This is a genomic window from Dolichospermum planctonicum, from assembly GCF_005402965.1.
Taxonomy (GTDB): Bacteria; Cyanobacteriota; Cyanobacteriia; order Cyanobacteriales; family Nostocaceae; genus Dolichospermum; species Dolichospermum planctonicum.
On record NZ_BJCF01000011.1, the window covers coordinates 73,115 to 96,264 of the forward strand.

Annotated in this window: 24 protein-coding genes and 3 pseudogenes; 14 read left to right on the top strand and 13 right to left on the bottom strand. The window is 36.4% G+C overall.

Going from position 1 to position 23,150, the window contains the following annotated elements; translation table 11 throughout:
- Positions 1-20: 20 nt before the first annotated feature.
- A complete protein-coding gene (locus FFO06_RS07190) occupies positions 21-824 on the bottom strand; it encodes a PP2C family serine/threonine-protein phosphatase (protein ID WP_137907428.1) in 804 nt (267 codons plus the stop codon).
- A 52-nt stretch (positions 825-876) separates the two neighbouring features.
- Positions 877-1,551: a vWA domain-containing protein gene (locus FFO06_RS07195; RefSeq protein WP_137907429.1), complete on the bottom strand. Its 675-nt coding sequence runs from the start codon at positions 1,549-1,551 to the stop codon at positions 877-879.
- Positions 1,552-2,345: 794 nt separating this feature from the next.
- On the opposite strand from FFO06_RS07195, the gene FFO06_RS07200 reads away from it, so the two are divergent.
- Complete coding sequence (locus FFO06_RS07200; protein WP_137907430.1) at positions 2,346-3,695, top strand: response regulator; 1,350 nt, start codon at positions 2,346-2,348, stop codon at positions 3,693-3,695.
- Between the two features lie 531 nt (positions 3,696-4,226).
- Here FFO06_RS07200 and FFO06_RS07205 read toward each other — a convergent pair.
- A complete protein-coding gene (locus tag FFO06_RS07205) occupies positions 4,227-4,478 on the bottom strand; it encodes a hypothetical protein (RefSeq protein WP_137907431.1) in 252 nt (83 codons plus the stop codon).
- Positions 4,479-4,800: 322 nt separating this feature from the next.
- Positions 4,801-6,153: a mechanosensitive ion channel family protein gene (locus tag FFO06_RS07210; protein ID WP_137907432.1), complete on the bottom strand. Its 1,353-nt coding sequence runs from the start codon at positions 6,151-6,153 to the stop codon at positions 4,801-4,803.
- A gap of 355 nt (positions 6,154-6,508) precedes the next feature.
- Here FFO06_RS07210 and ahcY point away from each other — a divergent pair, with 355 nt between their 5' ends.
- From ahcY to FFO06_RS07265, 11 genes and pseudogenes are all read left to right on the top strand, one after another.
- Positions 6,509-7,783: an adenosylhomocysteinase gene (gene ahcY / locus FFO06_RS07215; RefSeq protein ID WP_137907433.1), complete on the top strand. Its 1,275-nt coding sequence runs from the start codon at positions 6,509-6,511 to the stop codon at positions 7,781-7,783.
- 348 nt (positions 7,784-8,131) lie between these two features.
- Positions 8,132-10,333 carry a hypothetical protein gene (locus tag FFO06_RS07220; RefSeq protein WP_137907434.1) on the top strand — a complete coding sequence of 734 codons (2,202 nt, stop codon included), beginning with the start codon at positions 8,132-8,134 and terminating at the stop codon, positions 10,331-10,333.
- A gap of 233 nt (positions 10,334-10,566) precedes the next feature.
- The gene (locus FFO06_RS21895) at positions 10,567-10,650 is read left to right on the top strand and encodes a type II toxin-antitoxin system HicA family toxin (protein ID WP_236097091.1); all 84 of its coding nucleotides are present in this window, start codon (positions 10,567-10,569) and stop codon (positions 10,648-10,650) included.
- A 101-nt stretch (positions 10,651-10,751) separates the two neighbouring features.
- Positions 10,752-10,946: a type II toxin-antitoxin system HicB family antitoxin gene (locus tag FFO06_RS07230; RefSeq protein ID WP_236097086.1), complete on the top strand. Its 195-nt coding sequence runs from the start codon at positions 10,752-10,754 to the stop codon at positions 10,944-10,946.
- A 40-nt stretch (positions 10,947-10,986) separates the two neighbouring features.
- The gene (locus FFO06_RS07235; protein WP_137907435.1) at positions 10,987-11,319 is read left to right on the top strand and encodes a XisI protein; all 333 of its coding nucleotides are present in this window, start codon (positions 10,987-10,989) and stop codon (positions 11,317-11,319) included.
- 20 nt (positions 11,320-11,339) lie between these two features.
- A complete protein-coding gene (locus FFO06_RS07240) occupies positions 11,340-11,756 on the top strand; it encodes a XisH family protein (RefSeq protein ID WP_104388590.1) in 417 nt (138 codons plus the stop codon).
- Entirely contained in the window at positions 11,744-12,073 is a 330-nt protein-coding gene (locus FFO06_RS07245) for a XisI protein (RefSeq protein ID WP_137907436.1), read from the top strand. Before FFO06_RS07240 ends, FFO06_RS07245 begins: the two co-directional genes overlap by 13 nt.
- A gap of 272 nt (positions 12,074-12,345) precedes the next feature.
- Positions 12,346-12,758: pseudogene (locus FFO06_RS07250) on the top strand (element excision factor XisH family protein).
- Positions 12,746-13,081, top strand: a complete 336-nt coding sequence (locus tag FFO06_RS07255) for a XisI protein (protein WP_137907437.1) — start codon at positions 12,746-12,748, stop codon at positions 13,079-13,081. Before FFO06_RS07250 ends, FFO06_RS07255 begins: the two are co-directional and overlap by 13 nt.
- A 123-nt stretch (positions 13,082-13,204) precedes the next feature.
- Entirely contained in the window at positions 13,205-13,486 is a 282-nt protein-coding gene (locus tag FFO06_RS07260; RefSeq protein WP_236097087.1) for a hypothetical protein, read from the top strand.
- A 62-nt stretch (positions 13,487-13,548) separates the two neighbouring features.
- Positions 13,549-13,641 (top strand): annotated as a pseudogene (locus FFO06_RS07265) (element excision factor XisH family protein); the annotation flags it as partial.
- Positions 13,642-13,856: 215 nt separating this feature from the next.
- Here FFO06_RS07265 and FFO06_RS07270 read toward each other — a convergent pair.
- The 5 genes from FFO06_RS07270 to FFO06_RS07285 form a co-directional block, all read right to left on the bottom strand.
- On the bottom strand, positions 13,857-14,219 hold the full coding sequence (locus FFO06_RS07270) for an aspartyl protease (protein ID WP_137907438.1): 363 nt from the start codon (positions 14,217-14,219) through the stop codon (positions 13,857-13,859).
- Positions 14,216-14,533, bottom strand: coding sequence for a hypothetical protein (locus FFO06_RS07275; RefSeq protein WP_137907439.1), 318 nt, complete (start codon positions 14,531-14,533; stop codon positions 14,216-14,218). The genes FFO06_RS07270 and FFO06_RS07275 overlap by 4 nt, the downstream gene beginning before the upstream one ends.
- Before the next feature lie 80 nt (positions 14,534-14,613).
- On the bottom strand, positions 14,614-14,769 hold the full coding sequence (locus FFO06_RS21125) for a hypothetical protein (protein ID WP_162501181.1): 156 nt from the start codon (positions 14,767-14,769) through the stop codon (positions 14,614-14,616).
- A gap of 94 nt (positions 14,770-14,863) precedes the next feature.
- Entirely contained in the window at positions 14,864-15,187 is a 324-nt protein-coding gene (locus FFO06_RS07280; protein ID WP_137907440.1) for a type II toxin-antitoxin system HicB family antitoxin, read from the bottom strand.
- Positions 15,180-15,452, bottom strand: coding sequence for a toxin HicA (locus FFO06_RS07285; RefSeq protein WP_137907441.1), 273 nt, complete (start codon positions 15,450-15,452; stop codon positions 15,180-15,182). The genes FFO06_RS07280 and FFO06_RS07285 overlap by 8 nt, the downstream gene beginning before the upstream one ends.
- A 419-nt stretch (positions 15,453-15,871) precedes the next feature.
- On the opposite strand from FFO06_RS07285, the gene FFO06_RS07290 reads away from it, so the two are divergent.
- Entirely contained in the window at positions 15,872-16,291 is a 420-nt protein-coding gene (locus FFO06_RS07290) for a XisH family protein (RefSeq protein WP_137907442.1), read from the top strand.
- Complete coding sequence (locus tag FFO06_RS07295; protein ID WP_137907443.1) at positions 16,279-16,611, top strand: XisI protein; 333 nt, start codon at positions 16,279-16,281, stop codon at positions 16,609-16,611. The genes FFO06_RS07290 and FFO06_RS07295 overlap by 13 nt, the downstream gene beginning before the upstream one ends.
- 64 nt (positions 16,612-16,675) lie before the next feature.
- Here the strand turns inward: FFO06_RS07295 and FFO06_RS07300 are convergent.
- From FFO06_RS07300 to FFO06_RS21900, 4 genes and pseudogenes are all read right to left on the bottom strand, one after another.
- Positions 16,676-17,051, bottom strand: a pseudogene (locus FFO06_RS07300) (aspartyl protease).
- Positions 17,048-17,365 (bottom strand): hypothetical protein, encoded by a 318-nt coding sequence (locus tag FFO06_RS07305; RefSeq protein ID WP_137907444.1) that lies wholly within the window; start codon positions 17,363-17,365, stop codon positions 17,048-17,050. The pseudogene FFO06_RS07300 and the gene FFO06_RS07305 overlap by 4 nt, the downstream one beginning before the upstream one ends.
- 1,306 nt (positions 17,366-18,671) lie before the next feature.
- Positions 18,672-21,347: a cadherin domain-containing protein gene (locus FFO06_RS07310; protein ID WP_236097088.1), complete on the bottom strand. Its 2,676-nt coding sequence runs from the start codon at positions 21,345-21,347 to the stop codon at positions 18,672-18,674.
- Positions 21,338-22,192, bottom strand: a complete 855-nt coding sequence (locus FFO06_RS21900) for a DUF4347 domain-containing protein (RefSeq protein WP_236097089.1) — start codon at positions 22,190-22,192, stop codon at positions 21,338-21,340. Before FFO06_RS21900 ends, FFO06_RS07310 begins: the two co-directional genes overlap by 10 nt.
- Positions 22,193-23,150 lie beyond the last annotated feature (958 nt).

The window sequence follows — 23,150 nt, forward strand, 5'->3', positions numbered from 1 at the left end:
TTACAATTATGTGGGGTTAATTAACAACTGCTAAATGCAGCTAGAACTAAAGTCAAATCATCATCAGTCCGCTGGGTGATCCTCTCGGAGCGTAAAAAGCGATGTAACTGCTCTTTTGCCAATATTTTATCTTCAGCATTGGCTACAAACTCGAACAAAGGCAGAAAGAAGGGTTTGTGAGGTATAGCGGTGACGCTACCACCATCACCAACAATCATATTCAATGCCAGCATTTGTAGTCCATCGGTGAGAACACCAACATTAACGATCTCTTCTCGCCATAATTTGATTTGTGCTGTCTCTAAGCCATGGGGAGATGTCAAGAAGGTTGTTTCATTAATGTACTCACCATTGTTGGGTATGGTTAATGCTATCAGATCCCCCATGCTATTCTTAGCTACAGCTAAACCATCTCCTATTTGGGCTACAGCCACAATCTCTGGTGTAGCAATCATCAGAATTAAGGTAGTTGCTAAATCATGAGGTTGATGATTACACGCCTCTGCCTCCGCTTCTATGGACTCGCGGGCTACTAACATGGCATTAGTTAGCAAATTCCGCAAAAAATCATCATTAGTCAGGGTATCACTGATCATCTCTTGGAGAGAAAGATGTTCTATTGCTGTTTCTACAGCAATCATTGATCCCACTTTTCCTAGTTTAGCAGAACCCGCGCCATCGGCTGCTGCTATTACCAATACATTGTTTGCTAATAGCTGCCAATGGTGGGCATCTTGACAAAGTTGCTGGTTTTTGGCGTGACTAGTTCCACAGACAGAGGCGGCTACTATCCGCCATTGAGAAATCTGTTTTGATATCTTCATATAATTTGTTTCCCACAGCTAGTTCAGTTTGAACATCAAGCTGTAATTTTAATTAAACAGATCCCCAACCAATGGGTGGTAGTGCTACCTGTTCATCTACTTGAGAATGAGATACTGCTGACATACTCGTAGACAGCCAAACAAACATCTCAATAAAGTTTAATCCTTTTAGCTTCAGTGGAGTCCGCACAGCGATTTGACTTAATCGGCTCATGTTCGCATTTTCAACGCCTACTGTAAAGAAGGCCACACGCTTATTGGACTCATCTCCTTGCAGTCTTTGGGCTGCTTGTTCAACAACATGATCTAGTTCCCCTTGGGGTTCTCCGTCGGTAATCATCAATACCCAAGGACGGTAGTAAGCAATACCGTTATTCCGATACTGGGATTTACGCTCTTGAATAATATCTAATGCTTTATGAATTGCTGAACCCATGATTGTTAAGCCCTGAGCTGTTAAAATGGGAGGGTTAAATTGCTCGGCAGTTACAAAGTCCTGGACGATATTAACACTACTATCAAAGGTAATAATTGCTATCTCTACTCTTCTAGCTGCTAGGGAATTTTTCACCAGTTCATCTTTTAAACTCAGCAAACCTTGATTTAATGCTTCGATTCGTTCCCCTTGCATTGAGCCAGATGTATCTAGCAATAGCACGCATGGACAACGTGGTTCGGGATTTTCCGCAAATTCTACAACTTCATCAAGGTTAAATGTATCAATCATAACTTTTTGTGTTATGTTATAATCCAAGGCTTTATTTTCCTTTTACTCAGAGTATATAGTTTCTGTAGCTAGTATGGTTAAAATTATGGTATTTTCAGGGATATATTTGAGTTTTTCAGCCCAGACATTGATTTAGGCAATTTTTATCCCATAACTCTCCAAATCTCACCACTACTTACTGGTAATTTATGGGGATATTTAGTGTTATCTTTTATCGAGTACCATAATTAATCTTGCCTAAAGTTAAAATCAGGGAATTTATTTGTTTGTGTAGCTCCATAATTCTATTCTAAGGGGAAAACATAGCGCGACCTCACATAGAATTGGCATCAGGAGTAAAATTGACTCAAGAATTGGCTTTTTACCTAGATTCTCTAGTCTGCTTCCCTGGAATCTGCTGTAATAATCAATATATACATTTACCTCCATAAATTTTTAAAGATTCTATGTGGGATTTTGTCTCTGTTAACAGAAGTAAATTCATCATTTTTAATCCGGGTATAGGAGGAATCTAATATGAAGTTTGATCAGGTCTATTTATCAATAAAATATCAGCATAGTCACTAGTATTACTATGTGATTTATCAAGATAAAATCCGATAACTTGTTAAAAACTGTCATGAAAAACTCCGAAAAATGTTACATCCTGGATCATTTTTATCAAATGTTGATCATTGATATTCATGATTTAATAACTCTGATAATGACTAGTTTTCAATGTGATATCATATTCCCACCTGATATTTAATCTTTTCCAATAGTATGTTGATGTATCCGCAAAAAAATGTGAACATATGAAGAATACTGGCACGTTTATCAAACTATCTCCCCAGGGTTTATTAAGACAATTAACTAATTGTTACGAAAGCACCTGTTTACAAGCATTTAGTAACTCTGTATCTTGGTTGATATATCTCAATAAAGGGAAAATTATCTATGCTACTCATTCGGTAGAACCTTTTGATAGGCTAGAGAGACACATACGTCGTCAACATCAGCAAATTCCTCTGCTAGATTATGAAGTTCGTGTACAAATGCGCTTGCTGTTTGAAAATCAAGATTACCAGAATTTACCAAAGCAACCTCCTGAATATGAAGCTATTAATTGGCTCGTAACTCAACAATATCTTCTTCCTACTCAAGCAGCATTACTCATTCAAGAATTAGTTAAAGAAGTCATTGCATCATTTATCCTCATTGAAACAGGCACTTATGAATTAACAGAAACATTGAATAATCTCAACAAAATTTGTAAATTAGATGTCTATTCTATCATGGAAGAATGTCAAAATCAGTTGCAAAATTGGCGTGCTCTTGGTAGGTATATATCTTCTCCCTATCAGCGTCCGTATTTATTGGTTAGTAGCAAATTTTATGATAAAAGACTACCACCATTACCGGAAAATATCACCCATTGGATGAAGGGTTTTAGCTTGCGTCATCTGGCGATTATTATGAATCAGGATGAATTGCAATTAGCTTTGAGTTTATACCCATTTATTGTTAAAGGTTCTATCGTCTTACATGAACCAGATCCTCCATTTGATAAATTACCAAAAACCTGTGGACGTTCATTACTACTTTCTGACAATAGCACAGAATTAGCTGAGGGTAAATTATTTATTTCAAATGTAGCACCGAGTACATATCCTTCTAGAGAAACTCCAATCATTTCCCAGGAAAATATAGCAATTTCACAGATATCACCAGATATTTCTGAGTTACCTCAAGAGGATTTTTTACCGGAAAAAGTGAATACAAATTCGAGAACTACACACAAAAGTTACAAAATTATTTCTGTGGATGATAGTCCCACAATTCTCAGGGAAATCAGTCGCTATCTAGAAGATGAACATTTTGTTCTGGTGACTATTAATGAATCAGTTAAAGCAGTTCTGTCAATTATTAGACATAAGCCAGATCTGATTTTATTGGATTTGAATATGCCAGGAATTGATGGTTATGAACTATGTCGAATTATCCGCAATAATTCCATGTTTAAACATATTCCTATCATTTTTGTGACTAGCAATAAAGGAATTATCGATCAGGTCAAAGCGAGACTTGTCGGTGCTTCTGGATATTTAACTAAACCCTTTACTCGTGCTGAATTGCTAAAAATTATTTTTATGCACTTGCCATAATTCAGGAGTTTGAATTTATATCCAGTAGAGACGTTCCTCAATCTTTATTTCTAGATGTCTCATAGGTTTTTCAGAATCATTAACCGCAGATAAACGCAGATGAACGCAGAGAAGGGTGGATAATTTCATAAACCTGCTATTACCCTAATTCCGAAAATATCTGGTTTTTCAGGTACACGCGGTTGTTGCTGAGGAAATATAAGTTTTTTAAATGACTGTTTTTTCAAAATTGCGTTAAGTTGATGTTTATTGAGAATAAATCACTTTATTCTCAATAATCTTGAGAATGTTGTCAATAAGTGAACGTAAATACGTTCTTTCAAGACTTATAATTAGCCTTTGATTTTTGTGCTATTATTATGGATATAATCTGCTTGGGCTGTTTTTGATTTTTGAAATTAAGCATGAAATTAAGCATGAAATTAAGCATGAAATTAAGCATGAAATTAAGCAAACAATTATTTAGTGTTGGGTAACATTATTTCCACCCAACCTACAATAAAATCTGCTAAAGCGAATACTTTGCACTTTCTATGCTGCTTCCCTTAGTTGGGTGGGTACAGACACTTCAGGAAATAACACTGCTGATGGTGCTGATGCTTCTTCTAATACTGTAACCTCAATATTTACACTGACTAAATAACTGCCTGTATCTGCACCTACAGCCTCGGAAATTATTTGAGCTATATCTGGACGTTTTGCAGTTAAAGGATCACGGATAATACAACGGTCCCATTCGTGCTTGGCGGTGGGGTTAAGACTGAGAATATAATACTTGATCATAGGGGTAGTCCTTAAAATCCCTCTTCTATCAGTCTTTCCAGGTTTGAAGACTATTCCTGTAGTATAGTACAAATTTACTAATCTGGCAAGAGAATCATCAAAAATTGCCTCTGATAAGCAAGGCTACTTAATTTAATCAAGTACAAAACAGCAAAGACGTTAGCACAACCCCATGAAGGATTAAGGAATCCTCTCTCATGAAAAGAAGAGGAGGTATGTCAATAACGTTGAAAATGTTCTGATTTCGGGGTTTTTTAACCGCAGATGAACGCAAATGGGATTTAAGTGAAATTACGATAACTCGGTTTTGAGAATTTAGTGATTATACCTCATTTACCCAATTTGCTTGTTGCGGTACGGGAATGTAAATTCCGGCTGCGTCTAAAGTGATTTTTAGGCGACGACGATATTCTCGGGCTACAATCAATTGCTTGAGAGGTTGGGTTTTAATTAAGATTCTAATCATGATACCGCGATCGCTAAAATGTTCAACTCCCAAAACATCAGGCTTTTCCAGAATTTGATCTTGCCATTGGGGATCTTGACTCATCTCTAAACCCACGTCTTCAATTAATGTCAGAGCTTCATCTACATTATCCTGGTAAGAAATCGGGATTGTTAAATCAGCCTGTGACCAGCGACTGGAAAGATTAGCGACAATTTTGACTTCACTGTTGGGAATGGTAATTAACCGTCCTTCTGAATCCCGAACTTGAGTCATTCGTAAATTCAACTTTTCGACTAAACCGCCTACGGTACCAACTTTTATCATATCACCAAGGGCGTATTGGTCTTCAAAAATAATCAAAAAGCCGTTAATTGCGTCTTTGATTAAGTTTTGAGAAGCGAGGGATAGGGCTACACCAACTAAACCAGCACCGGCTAAAAGCGGAACAATGTCTATACCCAAAGATGTCAGTGCTAATAAGCTACCTGCTCCTACCCAGATTATGGTGGTGATACTTTTAGTCACGCCGGAAAATGTAGATATTCTCAGTTCTAACCGTGCGGATGTTTCTGGGGTTAATAAAGCACCACCACTAACTATTGTTGAGGTAAAGTGATCTATTAATGCATAGGTAAACCGTATAGCTACGTAAGTTCCCACAGCGACAATAGTTAATTTGATGGGAATTTGAGCAATAGCGAGAATCCCAATTTGTAAGGGTTTGGTGTAGGGAAATAGTCCTAAAATGATCAAAGTACCGCCGCCCCAAATCCCCGCTTGTGCTATTTGAAATAGTCTTTTTTTGACTTCTTGAAGATGCTGCTGTTGTTTTTGATTTAATAGTGTGGTTATTGGTTGCGTATCTGTGGAAATGGGCGGAATAGATTTATTTTCATTCTTGCTTAAACGTTTTTGCCAACGTCCCATACCCCAACTGATTGCTATTATTGCTAGTGTGCTGACGGCAGCAATTCCCCCTTGCTGCACTAAAAACCGAGTTTGTTGTTCTTGATTTGCTTCTTTTGGATTGTGTTGCAACCCATCACTATTTTTATTAACAAGTATTAATGGGTTTGCTCGTTTAGTATATTCTTTTTCATCTACCCTAGGAATGAAAATACTGGCAGTTGACACCAAAGGTAAAGGAGAAATCTGGGCTGTAGCTTTGTTGACAGAGCCAATGGTGATTGCCATTGTCCCGGCGATCGCTAAAAATCGAAGTATCATAAAAACACCTCCTTGTGTCAATGGGGAAATAGGAACTGGCTATAACCCATAATCCATAACCCATTACCAATCAGTTGCTACAATACCAGAGAATGATTGAAAAGCCAAAAGTCAGATAGGGCGTTAACATTGCTCATACTAGAGGTGAAGCTAGTTTCCCAGACTTTCTCCCTCGCTGGTTACTAATTACCAGAAAATATGGCTAGGAATAAGAAAACCTTGTACAGTACGTAAAGACCTCAAAATAAAAATAAACCCAAAATAAAAATAAAATTTTGAGGCTATACTAACATAGTCCCTCTGGGGGACTGTGTGGAATAATGACCGAATCATCATCTTTTAGAGGATAATTTTCATGACTGTAGCTGCTCCCTTAAAGCACGAGGTTAAAGACCTCGCTCTCGCTCCCTTGGGAAGACAACGTATTGAATGGGCTGGACGAGAAATGCCCGTATTGAAGCAAATCCGCGATCGCTTTGCTATTGAAAAGCCCTTCGCTGGTTTACGCCTAGTCGCTTGCGCCCACGTTACTACAGAAACAGCACATTTAGCGATCGCTCTGAAAGCTGGTGGTGCTGATGCTCTATTAATTGCAAGTAACCCCTTATCAACTCAAGATGACGTAGCTGCAAGTCTTGTAGCTGATCATGGTATTCCTGTATTTGCACAAAAGGGCGAAGATAACGCCACTTATAACCGCCACGTCCAGATCGCATTAGATCATCGCCCTAACATCATTATTGACGATGGTAGCGACGTGGTAGCAGAATTAGTTCAACACCGTCAACAGCAAATCGCAGATTTGATTGGCACAACGGAAGAAACCACCACTGGTATTGTCCGTTTACGGGCTATGTTTAATGATGGCGTTCTTACATTCCCCGCAGTCAACGTTAACGACGCAGACACCAAGCACTTCTTTGATAACCGCTATGGTACTGGTCAATCTACCTTAGACGGAATTATCCGCGCTACAAATATTTTGTTAGCTGGTAAAACTGTTGTTGTTGTCGGTTATGGCTGGTGTGGTAAGGGAACAGCCCTCCGCGCCCGTGGTATGGGTGCAAACGTCATCGTTACCGAAATTGACCACATCAAGGCTATTGAAGCCGTTATGGACGGTTTCCGCGTCCTCCCAATGGCGGAAGCAGCGCCTCACGGTGATATCTTCATTACTGTCACAGGTAACAAGCACGTCGTTCGCGGTGAACACTTCGATGTGATGAAAGACGGTGCGATCGTTTGTAACTCTGGTCACTTCGATTTAGAACTTGATTTGAAATATTTAGCCGCTAATGCTAAGGAAATCAAGGATGTCCGTCCTTTCACAGAAGAGTATAAATTGACAAATGGTAAATCCGTAGTTGTACTCGGACAAGGACGTTTGATTAATTTGGCTGCGGCTGAAGGACACCCCAGCGCGGTTATGGATATGAGTTTTGCTAACCAAGCATTAGCTGTTGAATACCTGGTGAAGAATAAGGGTAGTTTAGCTGCTGGTTTGCATTCTATTCCTAGAGAAGTAGATGAAGAAATTGCTCGTTTGAAGTTGCAAGCTATGGGCATTTTCATTGATAGTTTGACAGCCGAGCAAATTGACTATATCAATTCTTGGACTTCTGGAACGTAAGTCATTTAGTTGATTTTTTGGGGATAGGCGTTTTGCTTATCCCTTTTTTTTAATGAACCACAGAGACGCAGAGAGGGCAGAGAGAAGATATAATGAGAATTGGTTTGTTTAGATTACAAATATTTTTTGTCTGAATCAGGATGCTCAGGATTAGAGGATTTACAGGATTTTGTATGAATATTTATCTGGGAATATTTCGGATTTTAAAGATTAGTTTTTTCTACATCCTGTACATCCTTAAATCCTGGAAATCCTGATTCAGATAGTAGGGTGTGTTAGCAAAGCGTAACGCACCAAAAAAGATTGATTGAATTAGGACAATTTCAAAAATGATTAGGTAATAAATTTATGAAAGAAATTGAAATTCAGAAAATTATAGAAACTGCGATTCAAGAAAATAAATTTTTTGAACTTATAGAAGATGAAGATATAAATTCACTAGAATACCGTTATCAATCTTACTACGATCCTGATTCTTTACCATCATTTTTGATTGATTATTTATCAACTAAAAAAGCAATAATTGCTGCTAGAAATGTACTAGAATTTTTGGAAAACAGTCGTATTATAACAACTGATCCTAAAAACATTTCCCTCGATAAATCACAATGTTTAAAACCCGACTTAATACTTTTTAATGAGGAACAATGTAAATTAATAATTATTGAAATAAAAAGAAGTAAGCAAACAACGAGAGAAACAATTACAGAAATAATTGCCTATGAGTCAGAATTGAAAAATACATTACCATTTTTGTCAAATTATGAAATCAATTTTTGCATTATATCTACTGAATATCCTGCTCTTCTAGATCATTCCGTTTCAGGTTTAATCACTTGGGAATCGAAGCAAATTCTTTGCTTGAAAATAGACTTCGATGAACAAGACTTAAAACTAAAAATACATATACCTTCTACATGGACTGCTACAGGGAACATAACTTTTCCCCGAAACGCTATATCGACTTTTCAAATTATTCTGTATCAGCAAAGTAATGAAGATATTTTACAAGATACAGAACTTGTTGTTTTAAATGCAGCCCGACTAATCGCTAGGGAAGGGGACAGAAATAATTCACATGGTTTTGTACTTGTTTGGCATGATTGCTGGGATGGATGCGAAAATGTTGGTGGTGCTGCTAAATTTCATCTGACTGTAGGTTTCATCAATCCCTATGTATTTCTTCCATTTGCACAAAATAAAGGAATAATTGATGCTTCTCAAAGTCCCATAGGTGAGTATTTAATTGAAAATTCAGAAAACCTTACCTCTGCTTACTTATCCAGTGATAATATTTGGAAAACAGGTATTACATACTTGAAGCAGTATTATAGAGTTAATATAGAGGGCTTATCCTATTGGGATCTTGAAAGAGAAAAACCTTACGAAATTAATTCGGCATTACTAACAATGCGTCATCGTGCGTTACCGTTACATATCGAACTTTGGGGGACTTTAGGCGATTTTGTTAGAGAATTTATTTCTCATCCTGGAGTCAAACAAAATATTTTATCTGGAGTAGCTAACAGGATTATTAGTTGTGAAGATCCATTTATTGGAATACCTATTTTAGATACTATTTCAGGTATTAATCAATTAGATAGTAGAGGCTTCACTTGTAAAATCCTATTTGATCTTGGTGTTTCTCTAGCTACACTATCAACACTCTATAACACAGCTATTCATAATCAAGATGGAAAGCTTAAAAATTTACCTGCTTCTATCACTTGGTATATGTTAGATGTTCAGGCAACTTTATTGGAAGTGTCAATAAGATATGGAAAATCAAAGAGTCTTACCATTCCTCCTCCAGTAATCAAGATTACAACAACAGAAAATTTTGAAGATGCTTTGTCCAGTATTCAATCTTTTATAGATTGGATCTATAATGATTTCTTGAAGGAAGAAAATCAAATACATAATATTTGCTTTGAGTTAGGTTTACGATGTCATCCGCTATTAGATTCTTATTTTGATTGTGTGCTGTCTGATGAACTCAGGAACGATTTAGAAGAAAATGTTTGCAATACCTCAATTTATTTGCTTAAAAATATAGCATACGCTTGTTCATCTCCAGAACATTTATATTTACCAGATGAGGAAATTAGAGATATAATTAATGATTTAGCTAAAGATTATCTGGAAGATGATATTCATCAAACCAACTTAGAAGAAATATTTATTTTAATTGATAATGTTCCCAGAAATAAACACTTGGGACTTTATCATAATAAATTAATAAATTTGCTAGATAGGCTTATTCTTCCACTGACTCATGATGATCAATTTTCTACTAATCTTTCTGACTATAAAAATATAGATTGGATATGGATACGTGAAAGAATGCTTCATTTGAGAGAGAAACAAAATCTATTTCCTGCTGTTAGAGTTGATATTAGTGGATTTGTTCATATAGTAGATTGTAGTAAAGAAGAGTATAGTTCTTTTTTTAAAGATAGAATAGATTTCAAGAATAATTTTTTACTTATAGCTTCATACAGTGGTGTTGAGAATGTTTTGATTAAAGAATGGAAAGAATTAGGCTTATGATACAGAACTGAGTATGTAGGTTGGGTTGAGGAACGAAACCCAACATCATTATAATCTTATTGCGTTGGGTTGCGATGCAGCTTAACCCAACCTACGAATTATTACTAAGTAAAGAATAATGAGATAGGATAAAATTTAAGGTAAAATAATGATAAAATAAAGTAATATCAAAAAAGCGTAAATTACTAGAGAAAGTTCTTTCTGGCTCTAGAAATATTCAATTCGATGATTTAGTGACATTAGTTGAGGCCTTTGGTTTTTCCCTATCACGTATCAACGGTAGTCATCACATTTTTACACATCCAACTATCCCATAACTTATTAACTTACAAAATCGCAATGGTAAAGCTATTCCTTATCAAATTCGGCAATTTTTGATTTTGATTGAAAAATATTCCTTAACTATGGAGAATGAATAATGAAACACTATCACATTAATATTTTCTACAGTCAAGAAGATGAAGGTTATATTGCTGATATTCCTGATTTAAAATATTGTTCAGGATTTGGTTTAACTGAAGAAGAAGCACTACAAGAAGTTCTCAAAGCTAAAACTGCTTGGTTAGAAGCTGCGGAAATAGAAGGTAAACCCATTCCACCAAGCAAGATATAAACCTGTAATTTATCAAATAGCTTCATAACTTTATAGTCTTATGGAAACATTAAATTATCGAGAAATAGTTAAAAATTTCATTCAAAAGTATGCACAGGAAGAATGTGTAGAAGATTCAGAAAATATCGAACTTGTTTTTGATACCGAAAGGGATGTTTATTTATTATTGGTTACAGGATGGAAAGATGAAAAAAGAATTTATTGGTTTCCCATTCATATTAGTATTAAAGATGGAAAAATTTGGATTGAAAGAGATTTTACGGAAGAAGGAATTCCTCATCAATTAGTTGAGTTAGGTGTGCCGAAATCAGATATTGTTTTAGGTTTTAGATCACCTTATGTGAGACAGTTTACTGGTTTTGCATCAGTTTAGATTTTTTATTCATTGTTTTTATGTCAGCAAAAGATTTTTTTCATAATGCAGTTAGGTTAGCTTTAGAAAAAGATGGTTGGTTAATTACTGACGATCCTTTAAGATTTATAGTAGATACTATAGAATTTCGTCTTGATTTAGGAGCGGAAAGACTTCTAGCAGCAGAAAAAGAAGGAGAAAAAATAGCAGTTGAAATAAAATCTTTTTTGGGAAAATCAGCGATTAGTGAATTTCATACAGCTTTAGGACAAACACTTAATTACCGTTATATTTTAGGAAGAGAAGCACCTGATCGTATTTTATATTTAGCAATTAGTTATGAAATCTATACAGCTTTTTTTCTGATACCTGTGATTCAAGAAATAATTGCTGAATATAAATTAAAATTATTGATATTTGAAACTAGGAAGGAGGAGATTGTTTTATGGAAGGAATAAATTACCCTGAATTAGTACAAACAGTATTAGCAAGACATACAGAAAGTCATTTAGCTAAAGGAACGGAAATACAATTAATATTTGATGATCAAAAAAAACACTATTTAGTAATTCATCTAGGTTGGGAAGGTGAAAAACGGACTTATGGTTCGGTTATTCATGTTGATATTAAGGATGGAAAAATCTGGATACAGTGTGATTTTACAGAGGAAGGAGTAGCTAATGAGTTGGTAGAGTTAGGTGTGCCGAAATCAGATATTGTTTTAGGTTTTAGATCACCTTATGTGAGACAGTTTACTGGTTTTGCATCAGTTTAGATTTTTTATTCAATTTTTATAACTTGATTTTTTGGGGATAGGCTTTTTGCTTATCCCCTTTTTAATATTTAAACACCCGGCGAATATAATTCGCGTCTACACAGACAAAACCCGCCTTCGCGGGTTCAAAAATCTTGCTTTTAGTCCACGCAGGTGGACTTTGTTTGTATAGCCGCGTTCGCGTAGCGTGCTGGAAGCATCTTTCTAATCGCCAGGGCTGTTTGTAAATACCCAAATTAATATACTATATATTGTAGTATAAATTTATCCCTATGCCAGCCAAAGACATTTACCATAATACCGTTAGAAATGCCCTAGAAAAAGATAATTGGCAAATCACCAAAGATCCGTTCTCAAATGGGGTATAAGAGATTTATATATAGACTTAGGTGCAGAAAAACTCATAGCAGCCGAAAAAACTGGACAGAAAATAGCAGTCGAAATTAAAAGCTTTATAGGTGCTTCTCCAGTTACCGACCTAGAAAACGCTTTAGGGCAATATATCTTATATTACGACATTCTCACACGCTTAGAACCTGAACGCCGCTTATATCTCGCTATTCGTCAAGAAACCTACTCAGAACTATTTCAAGAACCAGTTGGTAAAATATTATTAGAAAATCAACGCCTTTGTTTACTTGTCTTCGACTCCAAACAAGAGATTATACTGCAATGGATACCTTAGATAAATATCGCCAAATCATTCAAAAAATCTTAACCGAATATTCCCAACTTCCCTACGCTTACGGTGAACTAGAAAGACAACTAATCATAGACCAAACCGCCAATCATTACCTACTACTAACATTAGGCTGGGAAAATAATCAACGAGTGCATGGTTGCTTAGTTCATATTGACATAATCAACGATAAAATCTGGATTCAAAGAGACGGAACAGAATACGGTATAGCCAACGAACTTGTTAACGCTGGTATTCCTAAAAATCAAATAGTTTTAGCCTTCCAACCAGCCGATATCAGACAATATACAGAATTTGCAATTACTTAGTTTAAAACTTTAGTTGAAGCCTTTGGTTTTTCGTTGCAGCTTAACCCAACCTAAGAATTATCACTAGATAAAGAATAATGAAAGTAGGATAGAATTTAAGGTAAAAAATGATAAAATAAAGTAATGTCGAAAAATCGCAAATTACTAGAGAAAGGAAAATTAAAAATGGAAAGTTTAAGACTGCGATCGCGCATTGGTAAAGATGGACTATTAAAAATTCATTTACCACAGGCTAAAGAAGGAACTGAATTTGATATTATTGTTATTTATGAAATAGCTGTACCAAAAGAAGAAACAGCAACAGAACAAACCATGAAATTGAGTGATTTTTATGGTTGTATCCAAGATGAAACATTTATTAGACATCCACAATTAGAACAACCTGAAAGAGAAGCATTCTCATGATTTACTTATACAATTACAAGACTGGGAAGTAACATAATTAAACATCATCACTTTAATTTTATATGTCCGCGAAAGATTTTTTTCACAATGCAGTTAGGTTAGCTTTAGAAAAAGATGGTTGGTTAATTACTGATGATCCTTTATTGTTTCTTTGTTGCAAACTTACTTTTATGTCAAGTTGAAAATTTTTTTCATGTTGATTTTCCATTTAGCTGTTATTTATGTCGGAAATAGCAGGTAAACCCATTCCCGAAGCAAGATATAAACCTGTAATTTATCAAATAGCTTCATAACTTTATAGTTTACTGGTTTTGCAGAGGGTTAAATTTTTTGTATTCTTCCTTTGCGTCTTTGCATGAGAAAAAACTCTTCAACCCAAAGTTAAAATATCCTCTGGAAAATCCACCACCAAACGCAAAAATTTCAACCATTCAGAACCTAATAAAACTTCTGTAATATTATCCCCCACATGAACAGGAATTTCATATTCCTTACCATCCCATATTACCTTACCTAAATAGATATTAAACCTTGATTCACCTTGTGCTGTTTGCATAGGTTCATTACCAAGAAAAACCCAATCCAGTCCATCCAAATCTTGAGTATTAATTGCCATAAATTTGGTAAATCCTGTATTTAACATCGCATCCACAGGTAGATTTAACCCATCAGCAGTAATCAAATCAAGCTCAAAAAATAGCTGCCCTTCACTACCAAAATTTCCCTGAATCATATTCTCCCAGTCGTTCCTGTTTCATTTAAGCAAAACACATAATTCTTAGCCTTTGGGTATTTCTCAAGGACTTTTTTATGAGCTTGAATATTATCTTGATCAAGAAAGTATTCACCACTATCTGGTTCTATAGCAATATACCAACCATAGTTACTTTCAATATATTCAGGACGGACACGCTCAAAAATTGCCCGACAACGCTGATAAAATATTTCATCATCTGCTTCTCGTCTGGCTAATTCTTCTGGTGATATAGTCAATTCAGGAAAAATTCTTCCTCTTCTTACCACTTTTTTTGATGTTATGTGAGTCATACTATTAACTTAAACTCTAGTTATTATCTTAACTTAAATTGTGCTTAATTGCAAATGTTATCATTATTTAAACATAAATTTTAACTTAATTTTCCCTTTTTAGTTTCATCATTAAAAGCTGCTGCTAGATCAGGACTGGTGATTGCGATCGCACTTTCATGCCATTTATAAATAATAGCATCAATCAAATCCCAAGCCTGATTAGAAGTATCAGTTAACCGAAAAGCCTCACTCACTTCTTTAATAAAACATCAGACCAATTAGCCAGACTTTCTAAAAATGATAAAAAAGGAGGCTTTAAGCTTCCACAGAAATAAATTTAATCAATAATCAACCAAGTTTATAACTGATATATCGGTTCAGACTAACTTTTTCTTCTGCGGCTTCTATAGCCAATTTGCGGTGTAGTGCCGGAGTGATGCGTAGCTGAAATTTACCACTATATTGCTTCTCTGCTAGTGGCTCTGGAGGTATCTCCCCAGTAGTTTCCATATCAGTTAGTATATCTTTCACTAGCTCTATAATACCTTTGAGAGCAGTAAGATTATCTTCATGAAGATAAGACAGGCTAGGAAATTCAGCACACAAACCCACAAATTCTTGATCCTCTTGTGACCAAGTAACTCTATATGTATAGTGGTTGTGATTAACCATTTTCTGATTCCTCAGTTTCTTCAATTGGTGCTAATTTTTCTATCGCATCCAAAACTTGTCTAACTTGATAGGGCTTTGCCTTTCCTTTGTCGCTTTGGATGTTGACTCGCGGATCTCCACTCCAGGGCATCTTGTAGACACAGTGGCTTGTCCTTTGCTGTCTGGGTTCTCCAAAATAATGAGTGCAAACCTTTACTAAATCAGTAAAGTTTACGTTCTGAGGATTATTTTTGAGTTCAGCAAGGATTTTTTTTATTTGTGTCATCTTCAGGTTTCCTTTTGTATATAAAATTCATGTCAATGTAAATTAAGTAAAATCTAAGTTATTTTACTCGGTATTAACAATGCACGAATTTAGAAACCTTAAGCACTGTTCCCAGTCAAGGTGGATAAATGCTTATCATAAGAAATTATTATGGATAGAATGCCATAATTTTGATAGCTCAATTATAGGATCAATATTGGTACTATGTCAATCCTTTTGTGATGGTAGGTGTAGATATGGCGGAACTGTTACCAGGGGCAAGGTCAGTAGTTGTAGGTTGGGTTGAGGAATGAAACCCAACATCTTTATAATGTTATTGCGTTGGTTTGCGCTTCGCTTAACCCAACCTACGAATATAATATAGAGGCATTACTTAAAAATCAGGTATAATTTAGGATAAAATATCACTTTAAATTTTTATGTCGGCAAAAGATATATTTCACAATACAGTTAAAATAGCCTTAGAAAAGGAGAATTGGCAAATTACTGATGATCCTTTATATTTGCGCCTAACAGCATTAGTGAAAATTAGGATAGATTTAGGAGCAGAAAAATTAATTGGTGCTGAGAAAGATAATCAAAAAATAGCAGTAGAGGTAAAAAGTTTTCTCGGACTTTCAGCAATTTCTGAATTTCATACAGCGATTGGTCAATTTTTAAATTATAGGATAGCATTAGGACAGCAAGACCCTGAAAGAGTATTATATTTAGCTATCTCTCAAGACATATATCAAGAGTTTTTTACTGATAGTTTCATTCAAACTGTTTTACAAACTTATGAAATTAAGTTATTAGTTTTTGACATTAATAAGGAGGCAATAGTCTTATGGAAACCTTAAATTATCAAGAGATAGTAAAAGATATTATCTCTAAATATGCAAAAGACCAAGCAGAGGAAGATTTAGAACACACAGAAATTGTGTTTGATACAGAACGGGATATTTATTTATTATTGTATACAGGATGGAAGGATGAAAATAGAATTTATGGTTGTCCGATTCATATTAGGATTAAAGATGGTAAAATTTGGATTCAGCGTGATTTTACGGAGGAAGGAATTGCTCAACAGTTGGTAGAGTTAGGTGTACCGAAAACAGATATTGTTTTAGGTTTTAGATCACCTTATGTGAGACGGTTTACAGGTTTTGCATCGGTTTAGAGTATTGATTACAGGAGATAGTTTTATGGAAACAATGAATTATCCTGAATTAGTCCAAACTGTATTAACCAGACATACAGAAAGTCAAAATACCCTCTGGAAAATCCACCACCAACCGCAAAAACTTCAACCACTCAGAACCAAGCAAAATTTCATTAATTCCTTTACCCACATTCACAGGAATTTGATACTGCTTTCCGTCTAATATCACTTGACCTAAATAAATCTGAAATTTTGATTCACCTTTTGCCGTCCGTAAGATTTCCTCCCCACTATACACCCATTCTAATCCATCTAAATCTTGTGTATTAATAGCCATAAAACCTGCAAAGCCCGTATCAAATAGGGCATCTATAGGAAGATTTAAGCCATCATTAGTAACTAATTCAATCTCAAAAAATAATTAATTGCCCATTTTCTCCAAAATAACCCTCTATCATATTGTGCCAGTTGTCCCCGTTTCATTCAAACAAAAAACGAAATGTCTAGCTTGAGGATATTTTTCCAACATTCTTTTATGAGATTGCATTCTATCCTGATCAATTAAATATTCTCCACTATCTGGTTCTATAGCAATATACCAACCATAGTGACTTTCGATATATTGAGGACGGACACGCTCAAAAATTGCCTGACAACGTTGATAAAATATTTCATCTTCCGCTTCTCGTCTGGCTAATTCTTCTGGTGATATAGTCAATTCAGGAAAAATTCTTCCTCTTCTTACCATTTTTTTTGATGTTATGTGAGTCATATTATTAACTTTAACTCTAGTTATTATTTTAAATTAAATTGTGCTTAATTGCAACTTTTATCATTTGAAATTAAGTTATCTGAATCAGGATATCCAGGATGAAAGGATGTACAGGATAATGATTTAAAATGGTGCGTTACTATATTATATAGCGAACTGCTTGCAGCAGCGCTTCGCTATCGCTATGCTACCCCCAAAGCCTTTACCTCAAGTACAGATATTAATAATAAAATAAAACTCTTGTGGTGCGGGCATCTTGCCCGCACAAGCTGAACTTACTATATTATATAGCGAACTGCTTGCAGCAGCGCTTCGCTATCGCTATGTTACACACAAAGTTCTTACCAATGGTGCATTACGAATACAGCTAACACACCCTACTATAAATAATTTACGATAGTTCTTCCTTATCAAGATTATGATAACATTTTTAAAATCCTTTGTCAACACCTAAAAAGCAAATTTTTCGCGGTTTTTTTTGCATTTTGTTGGCTGTTCCCTGTCAACTGATGAAAGGATGTACAGGATGAAGATGGGGATTTTCTGATGATGTCAATGATTTAAAATGGTGCGTTACGAATACAGCTAACACACCCTACTTTTAAAATTTAAGATAGTTCTTCCTTATCAAGCTTAGGATAACATATTTAAAATCCTTTGTCAACACCTAAAAAGCAAATTTTTCGCGGTTTTTTTTGCATTTTGTTGGCTGTTCCCTGTCAACTGATGAAAGGATGTACAGGATGAAGATGAGGATTTTCTGATGATGTCAATGATTTAAAATGGTGCGTTACGAATAGCTAACACACCCTACTCAAAAAGCTGTTCCCTGTCACCTATCACCTGTCACCTGTCACCTAATTTATGTCAGAATCAGGATATCCAGGATGAAAGGATGTACAGGATGAAGATGAGGATTTTTTGATGATGTCAATGATTTAAAATGGTGCGTTACGAATAGCTAACACACCCTACTATAAATAATTTAAGATAGTTCTTCCTTATCATGTCAACTGATGAAAGGATGTACAGGATGAAGATGGGGATTTTCTGATGATGTCAATGATTTAATATGGTGCGTTACGCTGTCGCTAACACACCCTACTTTTAAAATTTAAGATAGTTCTTCCTTATCAAGATTAGGATAACATATTTCAAATCCTTTGTCAACACCTGAAAATAAAATTTTTCGCGGTTTTTTTGCGTCTTGTGATAATTGTAGGTTGGGTTAAGCGACAACGTAACCCAACAAAGTCCTAACAACAAAGTCCCTAAGTTATTGGGTTGAGAAAACCCAATAAAGCTATTAACTAAATAGGAAAGTACCACCGAACAGGTTTAAACTCGCATTGGTGCTATTAAATCCAGATGTATCAGATAAAATCACTAATGATTGACCAGTACCAAAACCAGTATTACCAATAATACCATCTCCAGCCCGCACTAATGTAGAATTACCTGATGTAATCACATCAAAACTGGCAATACCTGTAAAGTTCAGTTTATCGCCACCGACACCGCGCACAAAGTGGTAAACTGTATCTGTAGCATCACCAAGAACGTAATTAACGTTATCTACAGCATTATCGTTTAAACCTAAATACAAGGTATCGTTACCGAAGCCACCTCTGAGAATGTTAGCTGCTGCGTTACCTGTAATGCTGTTATCGAGGTCATTACCTGTACCGTTAATAGCGGTTGTTCCCTGTAACGTTAGGTTTTCGGTATTGGGGGTTAAGGTATAGGTTACAGTTGTGAAAACACTATCTGTTCCTTGATTTACTAGTTCTGTGATGGTATCTGCTGTATTGTCCACATAATAGGAGTCATTACCAGCGCCACCAATGAGGGTATCATTTCCTAAACCACCAATGAGAACGTTATTACCTGTATTACCTGTAATGATATTATTCAGGTCATTACCTGTACCATTAATAGCCGTTGTTCCCTGTAACGTTAGGTTTTCGGTATTGGGGGTGAGGGTATAGGTTACAGTTGTGAAAACGCTATCAGTTCCTTGATTTACTGATTCCGTGATGATATCTGCTGTATTGTCCACATAATAGGAGTCATTACCAGCACCACCAATCATAGTATCAGCGCCCGTACCACCTGTGAGAACGTTATCGGCTGCGTTACCTGTAATGATATTATTCAGGTTATTACCTGTACCGTTAATAGCGGTTGTTCCCTGTAACGTTAGGTTTTCGGTATTGGAAGTGAGGGTATAGGTTACAGTTGTGAAAACGCTATCAGTTCCTTCATTAGCATTTTCTGTAATGCTATCTGCTGTATTGTCCACATAATAGGAGTCATTACCAGCACCACCAATGAGGGTATCAGCACCCGCACCACCAGTGAGAACGTTATCGGCTGTATTACCTGTAATGATATTATTGAGGGTGTTACCAGTACCGTTAATAGCGGTTGTTCCTTGTAAAGTCAGGTTTTCGGTATTGGGGGTTAAAGTATAGGTTACAGTGGTGAAAACAATATCAGTTCCTTCATTCAGGTTTTCTGTAATGCTATCTGCTGTATTGTCTACATAGTAGGAGTCATTACCAGCACCACCAATAAGGCTATCATTTCCTAAACCACCAATAAGGGTATCAGCGCCCGCTCCACCATTAAGAGTGTTATTACCAGTGTTACCTGTAATGGTATTATTGAGGGTGTTACCAGTACCGTTAATAGCGGTTGTTCCCTGTAACGTTAGGTTTTCCAAGTGGTTTCTTAATGTCCAAGTGATAAAAGATTCAACGTTATCTATGCCACTATTTAAAAATTCAATAATGACATCTCCCACATTATCTACTACATAAGTGTCATTACCACTACCACCACCTAATAAATCTGCACCTGTTCCCCCGTTAAGAGTGTCATTACCATCTCCACCACCTAAATCATCGTTTCCTGTACCTGCTTTAATCCAATCATTACCAGTAGTACCGTTAAAACTGATAGTACCCGCAAAGCTAGTTAAATCAAAGCGTTCAAATCCGAATACTGTTGTCCCAGGAATATCTAATTGATTGGTGGTGTTACTGGTATCTATGGAGATAAGAGCATTAGCTGTTCCTCCGGTGATAATTAAGGTATCTGTGCCATTACCACCTTTGATGGTGTCGTTTTGTTGTAAATTAGCCCATGTACTGGTGATGGTGTCTTCTCCATAGTCAGCATCTATGATATCTTGTTGGGCTGTGGTGGTGAAGCTTTCGTTATCGTTAATGTTGCTAACTCCAATGGTTAATTGTCTCTCAAAGAATAACCCACCCTGGTCTGTGGTTTTGACTCTAATGCTATAACTATTTTTGGTTTCAAAGTCAAAGACAGAGTTGGTTTTAAGTTGATTATTGGTAATAGTGAATAAACTATTATCCGTTGCACCGTCTCCGGTGACTAAACTATAAGTAAAGGTGTTTCCTGTATCTGGGTCTGTGGTGGTGAGATTACCAACCACTGTACCAATAATTTGGTTTTCCGCAACGGTACTGGTGGAGAGTGTGAGGTTAGTGGGTGCTTTATTAGTAAACTCACTCACGTCTATTATTTGTAGTCCATAATAATCAGCTACGTAAGCATAGTTACCGACTACTTGCACACCCCAAGCAATGCCAGATGTATCATAATTACCCTTGAGGGTGGGGGTTGTGGGGTTGCTGATGTCTATGATTTGTAGTCCTGAATCACCATCAGCTACATAAGCATAGTTACCGACTACTTGTACACCATAAGCATAGTAAGGTGTATCATAATTGCCCTTGAGGGTGGGGGTAGTGGGGTTGCTGATGTCAATTATTTTTAGTCCTCCAGACGTATCAGCTACGTAAGCGTAGTTGCCGACTACTTGCACACCTAAAGCATTGCCAGATGTATCATAATTGCCCTTGAGGGTGGGGGTTGTGGGGTTGCTGATATCAATGATTTGTAGTCCTGAAGTCCAATCAGCTACGTAAGCATAGTTACCGACTACTTGCACACCATAAGCATAGCCAGATGTATCATAATTGCCCTTGAGGGTGGGGTAGTGGGGTTGCTGATGTCAATGATTTGTAGTCCTGAAGTAAAATCACCTATGTAAGCATAGTTACCGACTACTTGCACACCCCAAGCAGAGCCAGATGTATTATAATTGCCCTTGAGGGTGGGGGTTGTGGGGTTGCTGATATCAATTATTTGTAGTCCTGACAAACTATCAGCTATGTAAGCATAGTTACCGACTACTTGCACACCCCAAGCAGAGCCAGAAGTATTATAATTGCCCACTAATGTGGGTGCAAATACTCCCTGGTAGGTGTGGAGAGTGTGTGCATTGAAAACAATATTCGGCAAATAAGGTAGAGACTTTCCATGGAATGTCTCTGTAACGGGAAAACTAACTTCTAACTGCCAATTTCCCCCTAATGCTGCATTGCCGGTTTTTGTGGTGGAAGCGCTAATGGTGGCGTTGGTAATTTGATGTAATTTGTGAATAAATTCTGCCCCTGCATCCCCAGCAGCGACGTTACAGCCATATAGTAAAATATTCTGGGGTTGCCACTGTTGTAATTGTTGGGTGTAATTATGAATATTAGTTAAGTTTAATTGACTATTGCCTAAATATAAGCAGCCAGGCGCACCGTGGGAAAGGATGTGAATGGTGGTGATGTGGGGATGTTGTTGTAAAATTTGGCTAATTTGCTCAATTCCGTCTTGCTCTGGGGAAATAATAACTGTTTTTACGCCTTCGATAATTCCTGCTTGGAGGGTGTGATAGTCGGAAAGGGAGGCATCAATAAAAACAATTGTTGTTGCGGTTTGACGGAGGAAAGAGTTATTAGACATAATTTTTTCCTTTACACCTGGTACTGTTGGTTTTTGTTATATGGGGTAGAAAATGAGCAACTTCACGTAATAAAACCTTGTCATAATATGATGGTAATTGATTAAAGTCAGAAGTACAACCGTATTTTTTAAAATTTAATGTGTGTTAATTAGTGTCATATACATAATACTCTGGTAACATTCATGCTTTTACATTTGTCAGAATCAGGATATCCAGGATGAAAGGATGTACAGGATAATGATTTAATATGGTGCGTTACTATATACTCTGGTAACATTTATGCTTTTACATTTGTCAGAATCAGGATATCCAGGATGAAAGGATGTACAGGATGAAGATTTAATATGATGCGTTATTATATTATTATATAGATGTAGCGAACTGCTTGCAGCAGCGCTTCGCTATCGCTATGTTACACCTAAAGTTTTTACCTACTCAAAAAGCTGTCCCCTGTCCCCTGTTCCCTGTTCCCTGATTAAAGGATGTACAGGATGAGGAGGGGGATTTTTTGATGATGTCAATGATTTAAAATGGTGCGTTACGCTGTCGCTAACACACCCTACTCAAAAAGCTGTTCCCTGTCACCTATCCCCGTAGCGTAGCACCTGTCACCTAATTTATGTCAGAATCAGGATATCCAGGATGAAAGGATGTACAGGATAATGATTTAATATGATGCGTTACTATATTATATAGGTAGAATGTAGCGAACTGCTTGCAGCAGCGCTTCGCTATCGCTATGCTACACCTAAAGTTTTTACCAATGGTGCGTTACGAAGACAACTAACACACCCTACTCAAAAAGCTGTTCCCTGTCACCTGTCCCCGTGGCGTAGCACCTGTCACCTAATTTATGTCAGAATCAGGATATCCAGGATGAAAGGATGTACAGGATAATGATTTAATATGATGCGTTACTATATTATATAGGTAGAATGTAGCGAACTGCTTGCAGCA